Origin of the sequence: Burkholderia sp. BCC1985, from assembly GCF_905339915.1 — a bacterium.
Lineage (GTDB): Bacteria > Pseudomonadota > Gammaproteobacteria > Burkholderiales > Burkholderiaceae > Burkholderia.
Window position 1 is genome coordinate 71,297 of the sequence record NZ_CAJPGY010000006.1, and the last position, 15,465, is coordinate 86,761.

The 15,465-nt window shown below is 68.3% G+C and carries 14 protein-coding genes; 5 read left to right on the forward strand and 9 right to left on the reverse strand.

Annotated features, from left to right (window positions below; all coding sequences use genetic code 11):
- The first annotated feature begins 123 nt into the window (after nucleotides 1–123).
- From U4Z31_RS07780 to U4Z31_RS07790, 3 genes are read left to right on the forward strand one after another with little or no spacing between them, the layout of a single operon-like run.
- Nucleotides 124–1,545: a cytochrome ubiquinol oxidase subunit I gene (locus U4Z31_RS07780; protein ID WP_044848498.1), complete on the forward strand. Its 1,422-nt coding sequence runs from the start codon at nucleotides 124–126 to the stop codon at nucleotides 1,543–1,545.
- Between the two features lie 30 nt (nucleotides 1,546–1,575).
- Nucleotides 1,576–2,583: a cytochrome d ubiquinol oxidase subunit II gene (gene cydB / locus U4Z31_RS07785; RefSeq protein WP_124486089.1), complete on the forward strand. Its 1,008-nt coding sequence runs from the start codon at nucleotides 1,576–1,578 to the stop codon at nucleotides 2,581–2,583.
- On the forward strand, nucleotides 2,555–2,734 hold the full coding sequence (locus tag U4Z31_RS07790; RefSeq protein WP_044848496.1) for a hypothetical protein: 180 nt from the start codon (nucleotides 2,555–2,557) through the stop codon (nucleotides 2,732–2,734). Before cydB ends, U4Z31_RS07790 begins: the two co-directional genes overlap by 29 nt.
- Nucleotides 2,735–2,839: 105 nt before the next feature.
- Here the strand turns inward: U4Z31_RS07790 and U4Z31_RS07795 are convergent, their stop codons facing one another.
- From U4Z31_RS07795 to U4Z31_RS07825, 7 genes are all read right to left on the reverse strand, one after another.
- A complete protein-coding gene (locus tag U4Z31_RS07795) occupies nucleotides 2,840–3,127 on the reverse strand; it encodes a helix-turn-helix domain-containing protein (RefSeq protein WP_044848495.1) in 288 nt (95 codons plus the stop codon).
- A 170-nt stretch (nucleotides 3,128–3,297) separates the two neighbouring features.
- A complete protein-coding gene (locus U4Z31_RS07800; RefSeq protein ID WP_044848494.1) occupies nucleotides 3,298–3,492 on the reverse strand; it encodes a YqaE/Pmp3 family membrane protein in 195 nt (64 codons plus the stop codon).
- A 284-nt stretch (nucleotides 3,493–3,776) separates the two neighbouring features.
- Nucleotides 3,777–4,232, reverse strand: coding sequence for a TIGR00725 family protein (locus U4Z31_RS07805; protein WP_415750276.1), 456 nt, complete (start codon nucleotides 4,230–4,232; stop codon nucleotides 3,777–3,779).
- Between the two features lie 70 nt (nucleotides 4,233–4,302).
- A complete protein-coding gene (locus U4Z31_RS07810; RefSeq protein WP_321809898.1) occupies nucleotides 4,303–5,133 on the reverse strand; it encodes an ABC transporter permease in 831 nt (276 codons plus the stop codon).
- Between the two features lie 10 nt (nucleotides 5,134–5,143).
- Nucleotides 5,144–6,232, reverse strand: coding sequence for an extracellular solute-binding protein (locus U4Z31_RS07815; RefSeq protein WP_321797838.1), 1,089 nt, complete (start codon nucleotides 6,230–6,232; stop codon nucleotides 5,144–5,146).
- A 35-nt stretch (nucleotides 6,233–6,267) separates the two neighbouring features.
- A complete protein-coding gene (locus U4Z31_RS07820) occupies nucleotides 6,268–7,299 on the reverse strand; it encodes an ABC transporter ATP-binding protein (RefSeq protein WP_321809899.1) in 1,032 nt (343 codons plus the stop codon).
- Between the two features lie 7 nt (nucleotides 7,300–7,306).
- On the reverse strand, nucleotides 7,307–8,158 hold the full coding sequence (locus U4Z31_RS07825; RefSeq protein ID WP_124529187.1) for an ABC transporter permease: 852 nt from the start codon (nucleotides 8,156–8,158) through the stop codon (nucleotides 7,307–7,309).
- A gap of 162 nt (nucleotides 8,159–8,320) precedes the next feature.
- Here U4Z31_RS07825 and U4Z31_RS07830 point away from each other — a divergent pair, with 162 nt between their 5' ends.
- Nucleotides 8,321–9,217 carry a LysR family transcriptional regulator gene (locus tag U4Z31_RS07830; protein WP_044845028.1) on the forward strand — a complete coding sequence of 299 codons (897 nt, stop codon included), beginning with the start codon at nucleotides 8,321–8,323 and terminating at the stop codon, nucleotides 9,215–9,217.
- A gap of 76 nt (nucleotides 9,218–9,293) precedes the next feature.
- Here U4Z31_RS07830 and U4Z31_RS07835 read toward each other — a convergent pair whose 3' ends face one another.
- Nucleotides 9,294–10,970 (reverse strand): alkaline phosphatase family protein, encoded by a 1,677-nt coding sequence (locus U4Z31_RS07835; RefSeq protein WP_321809900.1) that lies wholly within the window; start codon nucleotides 10,968–10,970, stop codon nucleotides 9,294–9,296.
- Between the two features lie 303 nt (nucleotides 10,971–11,273).
- Here U4Z31_RS07835 and U4Z31_RS07840 point away from each other — a divergent pair, with 303 nt between their 5' ends.
- Complete coding sequence (locus U4Z31_RS07840; protein WP_044845026.1) at nucleotides 11,274–11,495, forward strand: hypothetical protein; 222 nt, start codon at nucleotides 11,274–11,276, stop codon at nucleotides 11,493–11,495.
- 65 nt (nucleotides 11,496–11,560) lie between these two features.
- Here U4Z31_RS07840 and U4Z31_RS07845 read toward each other — a convergent pair whose 3' ends face one another.
- A complete protein-coding gene (locus U4Z31_RS07845) occupies nucleotides 11,561–15,391 on the reverse strand; it encodes a DUF748 domain-containing protein (protein ID WP_321809901.1) in 3,831 nt (1,276 codons plus the stop codon).
- Nucleotides 15,392–15,465 lie beyond the last annotated feature (74 nt).

Consider the following 15,465-nt stretch of genomic DNA (forward strand, 5'->3'; position numbering starts at 1 on the left):
GACGAGTTGGCGCATTTCGCGGCGCAACATCGCGGCACATACTCCAGCCAACCCCGATGCCCCCTCCGGCCGGGGTCCGCCGGCACCCCGCCGGCGGGTATCGTCAAGCCTCGGTCAACTGGTATGGACACCGCATTTTCGGCCCTCGATCTGGCCCGCCTGCAATTCGCGTTCACCGTCTCCTTTCACATCGTCTTCCCGGCGCTGAGCATCGGCCTCGCCAGCTTCATCGCCGTGCTCGAATATCGCTGGCTGAAGACCGGCAAGCAGTACTACAAGACACTCTGCCTGTTCTGGTCGAAGATCTTCGCGGTCGCGTTCGGGATGGGCGTGGTTTCCGGCGTCGTGATGAGCTATCAGTTCGGCACCAACTGGTCGGGTTTCTCGAGCTTCGCCGGCTCGGTCACCGGCCCGCTGCTGATGTACGAGGTGATGACGGCGTTCTTCCTCGAAGCCGGCTTCCTCGGCATCATGCTGTTCGGCTGGAACCGCGTCAGCCCGCGCGCGCACTTCGGCGCGACGCTGATGGTCGCGATCGGCACGCTGATCTCGACGTTCTGGATCCTCGCGTCGAACAGCTGGATGCAGACGCCGCAGGGTTTCGAGATCGTCGACGGCCGCATCGTGCCGACCGACTGGTTCGCGATCGTCTTCAATCCGTCGTTCCCGTACCGCCTGTTCCACATGGCGATCGCCGCGTTCATCGTCGCCGCGCTGGTGGTGGCCGCGACGGGCGCGTGGCACCTGCTGAAGGGCCGCCGCGACAAGGGCGTGAAGAAGATGTTCTCGATGGCGCTGTGGCTGCTGCTGGTACTCGCGCCGCTGCAGGCCGTGATCGGCGACCAGCACGGCATCAACACGCTGAAGCACCAGCCCGCGAAGATCGCCGCGATCGAAGGGCTGTGGGAAACCGAAAAGGGCGGCACGGCGCTCAACCTGTTCGGCATTCCGGACATGAAGGCCGAAACGACCCGCTACGCGGTGCAGGTGCCGCACCTCGGCAGCCTGATCCTCACGCACAGCTGGGACGGCGAGATCCGCGGGCTGAAGGAATTCCGCCCCGAGGATCGCCCGAACTCGACGGTCGTGTTCTGGAGCTTCCGGATCATGGTCGGCCTCGGCTTCGCGATGATCGGCCTCGCCGCGCTCGCGTGGCTGCTGCGCCGCCGCGGCAGCCTGTATGAATCGAAGTGGTTCCAGCGCCTCGCGCTCGTGATGGGCCCGACCGGCTTCGTGTCGCTGCTCGCGGGCTGGGTGACGACCGAAGCGGGCCGCCAGCCGTGGGTCGTGTATGGCGTGATGCGCACCGCGCAGGCCGTGTCGCCGCTGTCGGTGCAGCAGGTCAGCCTGTCGATGATGACGTTCGTGATCGTCTACTTCCTCGTGTTCGGCACCGGCGTGTACTACATGCTGAAGCTGATGAAGGCCGGCCCCGCGCTGCCCGACGTCAAGCACGACGCGCGGCACGGCGAGCCCGACACGCGCCCCGATCACACCGCGCGCCGCCCGATGTCGGCCGTCGACGAGCTGATCGAGACCGTCTGAGCCCACCCACTTTCGCAAACGAGAAAACCTATGGACGTCACCGTAATCTGGGCCGCGATCATCGCATTGGGGCTCTTCATGTACGTCGTGCTCGACGGCTTCGACCTCGGCATCGGCATCGTCTTCCCGTTCTTCCCGGACGAGAAGGAACGCGATCTGATGATGAACACCGTCGCGCCCGTGTGGGACGGCAACGAGACGTGGCTCGTGCTCGGCGGCGCCGGGCTGTTCGCGGTGTTCCCGATCGTCTATTCGACGGTGCTGTCGGCGCTGTACCTGCCGCTGATCTTCATGCTGGTGTGCCTGATCTTCCGCGGCGTGTCGTTCGAGATCCGCGCGAAGGCACGGCGCACGAAGCAGCTGTGGGATCTCGCGTTCATCGGCGGCTCGGCCGGCGCGACGCTGTTCCAGGGGATCGCGCTCGGCGCGTTCCTGCAGGGCATCGACGTGAAGGACGGCGTGTACGCCGGCGGCGCATTCGACTGGCTCACGCCGTTCAGCCTGCTGACGGGCCTCGGGTTGATCGTCACGTACGCGCTGCTCGGCTGCTGCTGGCTCGTCGCGAAGACGGAAGGCGACCTGCAGCGGCGCCTGCATCGCGTCGTTTGGCCGCTGACCGTCGTGCTGCTCGGCTTCATCGCGGTCGTCAGCCTGTGGACGCCGCTGCAGGATCCGGCGGTCGCGCAGCGCTGGTTCGATTCGGGGCTGTTCTGGCGCCTGCTGCCGGTGCCGTTCCTGGTCGCCGGGTGCGCGGTGTGGATGCGTCGCGCGGTACGCAACCGGCACGACATGACGCCGTTCGTGCTCGCGCTGGCACTCGTGCTGCTCGGCTACGTCGGCCTGCTCGTCACGATGTTCCCGTATGCGATTCCTCAGACGATGACGATCTGGGAAGCGGCGGCGCCGCGGTCGAGCCAGACCTTCACGCTGGTCGGCGCAGCGGTTATCCTCCCGATCATCATCGCCTACACGACGATGGGTTACTGGGTATTCCGAGGCAAGGTGCGCCATGAAGACCAGCATTACTACCACCACTGATCCCGCCGCGCGCCGGCCCGACGCGCCGCGGCCGCGGATGCGCGGCTGGATGTGGTTCGTCGTCCTGTGGGCGGGCGGCGTGCTCGGCGCCGTCACGCTCGGCTATGCGTTCAAGATCTTCATGAACCTGACGCTGTTCGCGGTGAAGTAAAAGGCAGCGCGCCGGCCGGGCGATCGCGTCACGCGCGCGGCCCGGACGCGGCGCGCATCGATCGCCCGATGGATGCGTGATCCGCTGCCTCTTCTTCCGCGTGCGTTATTGCGGCGCCCGCCGCACGACGCCGAGCTTCAATCCCAGCATGCCGAATATGCGGTTCATCGTCTGAACCGTCCCGTCGCTGCGGCCCTGCTCGATATCCTGAATCGTCTTTGTCGACACACCGGCGAGCTTCGCCATTTCGGCGCTCGTCAGCCGCATCGTCTGCTTCAGATGACGCACGGATTCGCGCAGCGACCACTCGGGATGCGCGAGAACGTCCTCGATCGCTTGCCGGCGCAACGCGAGCTGATCGGGAAGCGACATCGCGTTATAGCGTTTGTCCATCGTGTCGCCCTCGCCTAGCGCAGTGCATCCATCGTGCAGGCCGCGTTCATTTCAGCAGAAATCTATACAAATCATGCCGTTCTTCGTAGCTGAATTATATAAATTTCTACCGAAATAGGAATCGAGCCCCTTGAACTCCGGAAGCAGCGGTCGAGGGAAACTGCCGCCGCTTACCGCCGCTCGCGCAGCGCCGCCTCGATCTTGCGATCGGTCTTGTACTGGCTCAGCGCATACACCGACCAGATTGCGGCCGGCAGCCAGCCGATGATCGTGAGCTGCAGGATCAGGCAGATCACGCCGGCGATCGGGCGGCCGATCGTGAAAAACTGGAACCACGGCAGCAAGAGGGCAAGCAGCAGACGCATCGGATTTCCTTTTCGCATCGTTGAAGAACAGCGTACGCGGCCAATATGGCGCGTGACGCCCCCCATTTCAAGCCGGCGCGCGCCCGGCACGCAGCCGACGCCCCGCGCCGGAACGCCCGCACCGCCCTCGCCTTCTTCACCCGCCGGCCGCAAAAAAAACGGCCCTCGCATCGCGCGAGAGCCGTATCGGAATCGCTGGAGAAGGTACCGCGCCGCGCCCGGAACGTGTACCGCATGCCGATCCGCACGCGCGTCTGCGCGTTCCCGTCAGCCGGGATGCCGACCTACGCCGAACCGGACAGCCATCGCGCAACCTGCGCGACCAGCGGATCCGCTTCGTCGAAACGCTCGACGCCCGCCACCTGCGGCGCGTCGCAGATCGCGAACACCGGCTTGCCCCATTGCAGCCCCAGCGCGATTTCCGACAGCGTGCCGAGACCGCCGCCGACCGCGATCAGGCACAGCGACGCGCGTGCGATCAGCGCATTGCGCGTGATGCCGAGCCCGGTCGGCAGCGCGACCGACAGGTACGGATTCGCGTCCCGCGCATCGTCCTCGGGCAGCAGCCCGATCGCGCATCCGCCCGCGGCCCGCGCGCCGCGCGCCGCGGCCTCCATCACGCCCTGCTTGCCGCCGCCGACGATCGCGATGCCCGTCGCCGCGATCGCGTGCGCGATCCGCTCGGCGACGGCGAGCTGCATGTCGGTCGCGTCGCGCGGCCCGATCACGCCGACCGGCATCCGGTGCCGGCGTGCGCCGCGCTGGCGCTGCGCGAGCTGCGCCAGCGCGGCGCGCGTGTCGTCCGACCATTCAATGACGTCGTTGCCGTGCAAGTCCTTCCCCCAGTGCAAGAACGCAGGTGCAAAGCGCCGTCAGCACGATCGACAGTACGGCGGCCTGCGAGAAATCGGTCTGTCCGTCGGACAGCTTCAGGTACATCAGCAGCGGCAGGATGTTGACCTGCGTGCCGGCCAGCGCGAGCGCCGTGCCGTACGTGCCGAGCGCGATCGCACCGACGAGGCACCACGCCGACGCGATCGACGGCCACAGCTCGCGCCACGCGACGTCTAACCACGCGCGCCACGGCCGGGCGCCGAGCGTCAGCGCCGCCTCGAGCGGCCGCCGGTCGAGATTCGCGAGCGCCGGGTAGAGTATCAGCGCGACGCGCGGGATCAGGTAGTACGCGTAGGCGAACGCGAGCCCCGGCATCGTGTAGATCGCGCCGCCGACCACGGTCGGGTCCGCGCCGAGCGACGCCAGCAGCATCGTCACGAAGCCGGCGCGGCCGAACACGAGGATGAAGCCGTACGCGATCACGAGGCCGGAGAAGGCGAGCGGCACGCCGAGCAGCGCGAGCGACCAGCGGCGCCGCGCCGGCGACTGCCCGGCCAGCACGAACGCGACCGGCACGCCGACGGCGACCGACAGCGTGCCGGCGCCGAGCGCGAGCGCCAGCGAACGCACGATCGCGTCGGCCACGAGCGGATCGCCGAACACCGCGGCGAACGCACGACCGCCGCCGTCGAACGCGGCGCCGACGAGCGCGGCGAGCGGCAGCACGAAGCACACCGCGAACAGCCCGGCCGCCGGCACCGCGCCGTAGCGGCGCAGGACGCCGCGCTGCATGGACGAAACCCGCATCGCGCGCCCCTTACTTGCCGAGCGTGGCCTGCGACCAGAGCTGGTCGACTTCGGCCTTGTGCGCCGCGGCCTTCGCGACGTCGAGCGGACGCACCTGCGGCGCGTTCGGCAGCTTCGCGGCGACGTCCTGCGCGACCGGCGTGCCGGGCACGGCCGGACGCACGAAGCCCTGCGCGAACAGCCCCTGCCCGACGTCGCTCATCACGAGGTTGAGCCACAACTGCGCGGCGGCCGGATTCGGGCCGTTCTTCACGAGACTCATCGCGTACGGCGCCGACACGCTGCCGTCCTGCGGAATCACGACTTCGGCCGCGTCACCCATGCCGTCCGCGTACTTGGCCTTGAGCCCGTCGTTCTCGTAGCCGATCAGGATCGGAATCTCGCCCTTGACGAATTTCGCGTACGGCGTCGTCCCCTCGACGCGCAGCACGTTGCCCGCCTGCTTCAGCTTGCCGAAGAAATCCGCGCCCGGCTTCGGGTTGTCGACGCTGCCGCCGTTCGCATAGGCGGCGGCGAACACGGCGACCTGCCCCTGCCCGGTCGAGCGCGGATCGAGATAGACGACCGCATTGCGATATTCGGGCTTCAGCAGGTCCGACCAGCGCTGCGGCACGTTCTTCACGAGCTTCTTGTTGACGAGCAGCGCGATGTTCAGCGAATGCACCGCGAACCAGCGGCCGTCGGCCGCGCGGAACACCGTGGGCAGCTTGTCGAAATTGACCGGCTTGAACGGCGCGACGACGTCCTTGGCCGTCGCATCGAGCGCCGACGCCGCGAAGTAGTACGCCGTGTCGGCCTGCGGGCGGCGTCGCGACTTGTCGAGCGCGACGACCGTGGCGGCCGAGCCGATGTCGTTGTACGTGATCTCGACCTTCGGGTAGCGCTTGCGGAATTCGGCGAACAGCGACTTCCAGTTCGCCCATTCCGGGCCCGTGTCGAACGACACGACGAGCCCTTCGTCGGCGGCCTTCTCGTACAGCGCGTCCTCGCCGGGATACAGCGGCGCGGCATGGGCCAGCGCCGGCGCGAGGGTCGCGAACGCGCAGAGCGCCAGCAGGCGGCGGCGCGTCGCATGAAGAAAGTGGCGGCGTGCAGACATCGTGATTCTCCGTTGAATAAATGGGTCGCCCGCGCTCACGCGGCGGGCAGCACGAGAAGATGGTGCGGCTCGATCGACACGCAGCGCGCGGGCAGCTCGCGCCCTTCGCCGAGCAGTGCGTCGGTCGCGCCGGCCGGTACGAAGTCGAAGCGCTGGGTCGCACCGAAGTAGCGCACCTCGCCGACCCGGCCGTCGATGCGGTTCGCGACGGACTCGGGTGGATCGGGCTGCAGGTGTTCGGGCCGGATCAGCACCTCGACCGGGTCGCCCGGCCGGTGCGCACCCGTATCCGCGCGCAGCGTCGTGAACCGCACGTCGACCGCGCCATGCGCGAGCACGCGGCCGCGCAGCAGCGTCGAATGGCCGACGAAACGCGCGACCTGCGCGGTCGCCGGACGCTCGTACAGGTCGCGCGGGGTGCCGGCCTGCAGCATGCGTCCGCCGTCGACGATCGCCACGCGATCGGCCATGCTGAGCGCTTCGTCCTGGTCGTGCGTGACGAGCAGCGTCGTCGCGCCGCATGCGCGCTGCAGCGCGCGGATCTCGTCGCGCAGCTGGTGGCGAATGCCGGCGTCGAGCGCCGCGAGCGGCTCGTCGAGCAGCAGCAGCTTCGGTTCGATCACGAGCGCGCGAGCCAGCGCGACGCGCTGCTGCTGCCCGCCGGACAGCAGCGCCGTGCTGCGTCCGGCCTGCGCGGCGAGGCCGACGCGTTCGAGCATCTCGAGCGCGCGGCGGCGGCGCGGCGCCGCGGCCATGCCGCGCATCTTCAGGCCATAGGCGACGTTGTCGACGACCGACAGGTTCGGAAACAGCGCGTAGTGCTGGAACACCATCCCGACCTCGCGCTGCCACACCGGCACGCCGGCCATGTCGCGGCCGCCGATCGCGATACGGCCGCCGTACCCGTCGAGCAGGCCGGCGGCGAGGCGCAGCAGCGTCGATTTGCCGGAGCCGCTGCGGCCCATCACGGCGAGCAGTTCGCCCTGGGCCGCGGACAGCGTGACCGCGTCGACGCCGTGACGGGCGCCCGGATACTGGAAGCTGACGTTTTCGAAATCGAGACTCATGACGGTTTCACTTCAGGCGTGGCACGGTGAGGACGGAGGCGAGCGTCGCGAGCACGGCAAGGACGAGCAGCACGACGGTCGCCGCGCAGGCCATCCCGGACGCGCCGTAGAACGCCTGCAGCAGCACGATCGGATAGTTGCGGTAACGGAAGCCCGCGATCAGGTTCGAGATCTGGAATTCGCCGATCGACAGCGCGGCGACCATCACGAGGCCGGAAAACAGGCTGTGCCGCAGGTTCGGCAGCACGACCGTGAAGAACTGGCGCAGCGGCGTCGCACCGAGCGTCGCCGCACACGCCTCGAGATGCGCGAGCCCCAGGTGGCGCAGGTCGCTCAGCAGCGTCTGCAGCAGGTACGGCAGCGTCAGCACCGCGTGCGCGGCGATCATCAGCGGCAGCGTGCCGAGCCACGGCAGCGCATCGCCGCTGAAGATCGCGATGTAGCCGAACCCGAGTGTCAGCGCCGGCACCGCGATCGGCATCAGCATCACGATGCGCGCCGCGAAGCCGCGGCCGGCCAGTGCGCGGTGATGCAGCGCATAGGCGAGCGGCAGCGCCAGCACGGCATTGATCGCGCAGCAGGCGAGCGCGACGACGAGGCTCGTGCCGAATGCGCGGGTAAAGCTGCGGTTCGCGGCCAGGTCCGCGAACCAGTGCGACGTGATGCCGGTCGGCAGCAGCGTGTTCGTCCACGACTGGCCGACCGAGCCGATCAGCAGCAGCACGATCGGCAACGCGAGGTACAGCCCGAAGACCGCGACGAGCGCCTGCAGCAGCAGGCGTCCCGCGATCGCGCGCGGCCGTTTGTTACGACGAATCGGAATAGCTTCGGCAAGGGCCGGAGCGGCTGGCGGATGCATGGCGAATCTCGCTGACGGACACGGAACGAGTCACGCAACGCCCGCCGGGCAGGGCCGGCACGCGTTGTCATGACGGCCGCAGTGTGCGGATCCGACATGGCATCGTCATGAAAAAAACGTACAACGCCCGCATCGATCTGTGCGCGCAAGGAATAGTTCGCCGTGAAGCACCTGTTTCCCAACGTCGCGGAGCTGCACGCGTTCGCGACTTCCGTGAAGTACCTGAACTTCTCGTATGCGGCACGCGAGCTGGGCCTGACGCCGAGCGCGGTCAGCCGGCAGATCGCGAATCTCGAGACGCTGTTCGGGGTGAAGCTGTTCGTGCGCGAGGGGCGCAATCTCGCGCTCACGCGGGCCGGGCAGGTTTATCACGCACGCGTGATCGGCCCGCTGCGCGAGATCGGCAACGCGTCGATCGAATTGCTGAGCGCGCGCGAGGACAGCGACCTGCTGACGATCGCAAGCGTGCCGACCTTCACGACGAAGTGGCTGGTGCCGCGCCTCGCGCGCTTTCTGGCCGGCGCGCCGGACGTCACGCTGAGTTTTCGCCGCCATCTCGCGCACGGCGACGTGTTTCCGTTCGGACTCGACGCGGCGATACGCTATGGCGACGGCGCATGGGAAGGCGTCCGCTGCGATTACCTGGACGGCCGCACGTTCGTGCCGGTCTGTTCCCGCGAATTCGCGGCGCGACATGCGCTGCGCACGCCCGCCGACACGGCCGCCGCGCCGCGGCTCGTGCACGAGCAGGCGGAAATCGCGTGGTCGCTCTGGGCGGAGCGCCATCGCGTCGCCCGGATGAACGCGCTGGCCGGGCCGCGCTTCGAACAGTATTCGGTGCTGATCCAGGCCGCGCAAGCCGGGCTCGGGCTCGCGCTCGTGCCGCGCTTCCTGATCGTCGACACGCTCGCGAGCGGCGCGCTCGTCGAACCGTTCGACGCGCCCGTCGACGTCGATGCGCAGGGGCACTACCTGTGCTATGCGCCGGAGCGCCTGGAGACGAGCGCCGCGTTGCGGCGCTTCAGGGAATGGATCCTCGGCGCATGCGCGGAGCGCTGAGCGTGCCCGGCATGGCCGGGCACGCCCGGACGGCACGGCGCCGGTAACACGGCGCCGTGCCGCCCGTCCCGTTGCGTCAGTGGTCGATGCCGAGCCCCGGCAGCACGTGCGTGTTCTCGGCCACGACCGCATGCAGCAGCTTCGGTTCGGCGCCGAGCAGCCCGAGGATCGTCGGCGCGACCTGCTTCGTGCCGACCACATCGCTCACGGTACGCGCACGATGGAGGCCCGGGTACGACACGAGCAGGCCGAGGTGGCTGTCGTCCGGCGCGTTGCCGCCGTGTTCCTCGTCCTTCTTCGTGCTCGACGTGTAGATCACGCCCGGATTCGGCTGGACGATGATGTCCGGCGTGCGGCCGTTGGCCGGATCGCCGAACCGGTCGGCCAGCGCCGCGCCGTACAGGATGGATGCCTGCGGGCCGTCGGCGCAGATCCCCGGCGCGTTGCAGCCGAGGTTCGCCTTCAGCGTCTGCACCACGGCCGCGCGCTGGCTGCGGTCGCGCAGCCAGATCAGGCCGACGTCGTCGGTCTGCACGAAGCCCGTGCCGACCAGGCCCGAACCGTCGTTCAGGTTGCCCGTCGTCGTGTTGTTCTGGCCGAAGTTGCCGTTCGGGTCGACGTAGTTGTTCGCTTCGAGCAGCTTCGTCAGCGTGTCGCCGTTCTTCACGAGCTTCGTGTGATCGGTCGGCGACTGGCCGTGCTTCGCCGTGACGATCACGGCCGTCGACGTGTACAGGTTGCGCTGCTTCAGCTCGGCGACGATGCGGCCGATCGAGTTGTCGACGTACGTGATCGCGTTCGCGACCTGGCCGTTCGGCGTGAAGTTCGCGTCGAGGTAGCCGCCGCCCTTCGCGACCGGCGCCTTCTGCGCGACGCTGAGCGTCTGGAAGTTGGCGCCGAACAGCGTCGGCACCGGCGCGTTTTTCGTGCCCGTCGAATCGCGGCCGTCGATCTGGTTGACCAGCGCCTGCACGTGCAGGTTGTCGAAGCGCGCCGTGTGCGAATAGACGTCGGTGTAGGCGGTGTTCGTCGCCGGATCGATCGAGTTGATCTCGGTGCGCATCAGATCGTCGACGCCGGTGCCCGACGGGCCGTTCAGCCAGTCGTAGCCCCACGCGTGCTTGTCCGCCCACGCGGTGTAGGCGTTCGGCACGCCGGCCTTGACGGCCTCGAACACCGTGTTGGTCTTCACGTAGTTGTGCGGATAGACCGGCACGCACTGGCCGTCGACCTTCGCATGCGGAATCGCCTGCGGATTGAATGCGCCGCCGCCGTCGAGGCGCACGAGCGCGCCGCCGTTGAACGCATCGATGCCGGTCGTCTCGTCGAACACGACGTTCCAGCCCTGCTTGCCCGAGCACGTCGTGTCGCTCGGCGCGTACAGGTTGCGGTCGTACGACACGTCGTAGAACAGGCCGGCCGTCTTCGGCGAGCCGCCCGTCACGAGCGCGGCGAGCCCCGGGAACGAGTCCGACAGGCCGGGCGTGTAGGCGTTCGTGTACGTGACGCCGCTTTGTGCGAGCACGGCGAGGTTCGGACACGTGTTCGCGCCGATGCAGCGTGCGAGATCCTGCTCGTGCAGGCCGTCGACGCTGATCAGCAGCACGTGCTTCACGACGCGCCGGCCGTGGCCGGCGTCATCGCCCTGGCTGTTGCCGTCCTGCTGCGCCGCGTAGACGCCGGCGCTTGCGAGCGCCAGCGCGCCCGCCACCATCACCGCCATTTTTCGTTGCTTAGCGAACCTGGAAATCATCACCCCACCTCATCGATTGACGTTGAACTGCGTGACCTGCCATCAGGCGCGCAAAATATCGCCGCGCCGTGGGGCGCTCGCGTGAAGCGGGGCTTTCTGTTTTCTGTCAAACGTAACCAATCGCAAGTGACACGACGCGGTCGCAAAAGAAAGCGACCCGGCGCACGCTGCGACGTGTGCGTCCGCGGTTCACACCGGGTCGGTGCACGGTGCGCGCCGTCGCCCGCCGCGCGAATTTTTTTCACGCTTGGCGTATGACTATTGGCGTGTGATAAAGGGTTTTCCCTGACCCGGAGCACGAGTATGTCGACCCTGGAAGCTCTCCGGTTCGTGCTGGACGATGCACGCACCCCCGAAATCATTCGCCACCACGTCGTCGACGCGCTGCAGTACGCGTTGCGCAACTACGGCCAGGTATTCACCGCGAAGGAAGTCGAATGGCTCACGCATTGGGACGATGCGCGCCTGCCGCTGGCCGCGAGGAAGGAACTGGACAAGCGCGAACCGGCGATCGAGGCGCGCTGACGGGACGCGCGCCGCCGCGCCCGATTGCCGATCGGACGCGACGGCGGCGGATGATGGCGTAACGCTTACTGCAGGCCGAAGTCGACGCGCGTCGTCGCGCCCTTGTCCTCGATGCCCTTCGCATCGAGCTTCGGCGCCACGACGAACATGCGGCTCGCATCGATCTTGCCGTCGAGGTACTGGCGCACGGCCTGCGCGCGCTGCTGCGCGAGCGCGCGCAGCGCGTTGTCGTCGGCCGGCGCGTGATCGGCGAGCGCCTGCTTCATGTCCGCATCGGGCAGCGTCTTCTGCAGGCCGATCAGGTTGCGCGGCTTCTTGAAGTCGGCGTCCTTGTACGCGCGCGTCAGGTACTTCGTGTACTCGGCCGGTTCGACCTTCACCGACATCGGATCGATGCTCTCGCCCTGGCCGACCACGTCCTTCAGCTTCTGCTGGCGGACCAGCCGTTCGACGTACGCGTCGCGCAGCCCCGGCGTATCCTTCGCCGGATCGACGCGGCCGATCAGGTCCAGCCGGATCGACGGCTTCTCGGTCAGCATCTTCACGACGGTATCGAGTTTCTTCTGCTGCGCGTCGGTCAGCTCGTACGCGCCCGGCGCGAACTCGACGTAGCCGAGATCCTCGCCGCCGCTGCCGCCGAACGCATTCGCGAGCAGCGTGAACGGCGACGTGACGGCCTTCGCGATCAGGTTCAGCACCGCGCGCCAGATCAGCCCGCCGACGCTGAACTCCGGATTCGACAGCGAGCCCGACACCGGCAGGTTCACGTCGATCTGGCCGCGCGTGTTCTTCAGGAGCGAGATCGCGAGCTTCACCGGCAGCTTGGTCGCCGTGTCGTTTTCGACGTGATCGCCGAACGTGAGCTGGTCGATGAAGATGTGGTTGTTCGCCTGCAGCTGGTCGTTCGCGAGCTGGTAGTGCAGGTCGACGTTGAGCTTGCCCTTCGTGATCGGGTAGCCGGCGTACTTCGCCGAATACGGCGTCAGGTTGGTCAGCTCGATGTCGTGCGCGGTCGCCGTGAGATCCAGCGCGGGCTTGTCGATCAGCGGGTTCACCGAGCCCTTGATCGAGATCGGCCCGTTGCCCGCGAGGTTCGCGGCGACGTCGACCGGCGCGGACGTCGTCGAGTCGGTGCCGAACGCGCCGACCGTCCCCTTGATCGCGACCAGGTTCGCCGTGTAGTTCGGCTTGATGAAGTTGTCGGTGTAGGTCACGCGGCCGTCCTGCAGCAGGAGCTCGCCGAAATGCATGCGCACCGGATTCTGCGGCGGCGGCGCGGCCTTCACGACGACCGTCGCCGATGCGGCGGCCGGCGCCGACGCCTGCTGCGCGGCCGCGGCCGACGAGGCCTGCGCGGCGGCGGCCGGCGGCGTCATGCCCGGCGACAGCGGCACCGGTTCGGGCTTGCTCGCGTCGCGCGTCAGCGATTGCGCGGGGCCCGTCTCCTTCGCGACGACGTCCTTCAGGTTCAGCCGCCCCTGCGCATCGAGCAGCACGCGGCCGTAGAAGTTCGAGAACGTCACGCGCGCGGCATCGACGTCGGTGCCCTTCTCGTCGTGGTTCACCTTCAGGTTCGACAGCGCGAGCGAGCGCCAGCCGGCGAACGGGTCGGACGTCGCCTTGTCGAGCATCCGCACGTCGACCAGCGCGACATCGCCGCGATAGGTCGCGCGCGGCGTGTCCTTCACCTGCGCGAACGTCAGGTCGCCCTGCGCGTTGAGCAGCGCGCTCGCGATGGTCGCGTTCAGCGCGCTGCCGAAGTACGGCTCGAACGCGGCCGCGTCGAGGCGGTTGCCGTTGATCTTCAGGCCGAGCTTCAGCGGCTGCGCGGTCACGTCGCCCGACACGTTCACCGAGCCCTTGCGGTTCAGCGTCGCCTTCAGCTGCACCGGCAGCGGCTTCGTCAGGTCGTCGCTGATCTTCTGCACCGACAGGTCGAGCGGCTTGATCGCGAGCTTCACCGGGCGCGGCGTCGACAGGTCCGTGAAGTTCGCGGACGATTCCTTCACGTTCAGCGCGTCGATCCGGTAATGCCACGACGGCGCGGCCGCCGCGGCCTTGCGCGCAACCGTGCGCCTGGGCACCGCCGCCTGCGCGGGTTCGCCCAGCGCCGCCAGGTCGATCTTGCCGTCCTTCAGGCGCTTCACGTCGATCGCGAGCCCGGTCGCGTCGACGCTCGCGATTTCCGCGCTGCGCGCGGCGACGTCGACCTTCGTGATCTTCGCGCTCGCGTCGGGCAGCACGATCGCGGGCGCCTTCGCGTCCGGCGTCGCGAGCTTCAGCGACTTCAGGCTCACCGTGCTGTCCGCGACCTGTGCGTCGAGCGGCGTCTTGCCCCAGTCGGCCTTCGCGTTGACGCTCGCGCCGAGCGTGCCGTCGAGCACGCGCGCGCGGGTCGCCTCGCCGAGATACGGCTGCAGCGCCGGCAGCGCGAGCGCATCGACCGTCAGCTTCGTGTCGGCCTGCTTCGCCGCCAGGCTGAACGCGCCTTCGGCCTTCAGGTCGCCGCCGCGCGACAACGACGTCGACAACGTGTATTTCGCGGGCGTCTTGCCCTGCAGCGCAAAGCCGTCGAGCGTCGCGGCCAGCTTCGTCAGCGACAGCGCGGTCGGCGTCGCCGGCACGCGGTCGTCGACGTTGATCGTGCCGCCGTCGATCGCGAGATGACGGATCGTCAGGTCGAGCGGCGGCGCTTCCTTCGCGGCGGCTTCGGCCTTCGCGCCGCTTGCGGCGGCGACGGCGGCGGCTTCGCTCGATGCGGTGGCACCCGATGCGGCAGCGGCCGACGAGGCAGCGGCCGGCTTGCCTGCGGCCGCCTTCGGCGCGGCAGACGGCTGGCCGGCGAGCTTCTCGACGTTCAGCACGCCCTGCTTGTCGCGCGCCAGGTCGACGACCGGCTGGTCGAGCCGGATCTCGTCGAAATGCAGCACGTTGCGCAGCGGCTCGAGGCCGGCGGCCGCGACGTGCACGCCGCGCGCGGCGAACAGCGGCGCGGACGCGCGGTCGGTCACCTTCGCGTCGTTGAGATCGACGGTGCCCGACACGCGCAGCGCGGGTGTGTCGCCGCTCATCACGAAGTTCAGCTTCAGGTCGCTGCTCAGGAGGCCGCTCGTGACGATCACCGGCAGCTTCGCCGGTGCGTACGAAATCAGCTTCGGCACGTCGAGCCGGTCGAACGTCAGTGCGACTTCCGACTCGCGCGACTGCGCGAACGGCTTCGTCCTGCCGTCGATCGCGATCGGGCTGCCGTCGAATCGCGCGCGCAGCTTCGGCTGCACGAAGATGTCGGTCTTCGACGGCAGCGTCGCGATGAACGGGATGCCGAGCATCCAGTTGTCGACCACGTGCTTTTCGTTCAGCAGGCGGTCGTCGAAGTCGATCCGGCCGTCGTTGACCTGGATGTTCGACACCGAGAAAAGTGTCGGCTTGCTTTCGGGTTTGGACGGCGTCGAGAACTTCTCGATCAGGTCGGTGAAGTTGAAGCGCTGCGCGTCGTAACGGACGACATGGAAGCGCGGCGAGTCGACGCGCACTTCGTTGACGATCGGCGCGCCGCGGAACAGCGACGACCACGACGGCCTGACGACGAGCTTGCCGATGTCGATGAAGTCGCCCTGGCCGCCGCGCTCGCCGACGTGCACGCCGTCGGCTTCGAGGTTCAGCGTGTACGGGTTCAGCGCGACGCGCTGGACCGTGGACGGCCGGCCGAGCTGCTGGCTCAGTTGCTGTTCCGCGATGTGGCGGATCAGCGGCGGCGCCGCGAAGAACCCGAGCAGTCCGAATAAAACGAGGAAGATCAGCACGCCGAGGCCGATACGCCGGGTCCGGCGCGAGCGTGCAACGCCGCCGAGGGCATGGAGGGTAGAGGGTACGGTTTCTTTGTCTGCGCTTGCCATGCTTGGATGCCTCGGGAATGGATGCCGGGCCGCGCCGGAAAACCGGCACGGCCGTGCACGCTATCCCGAAAGTA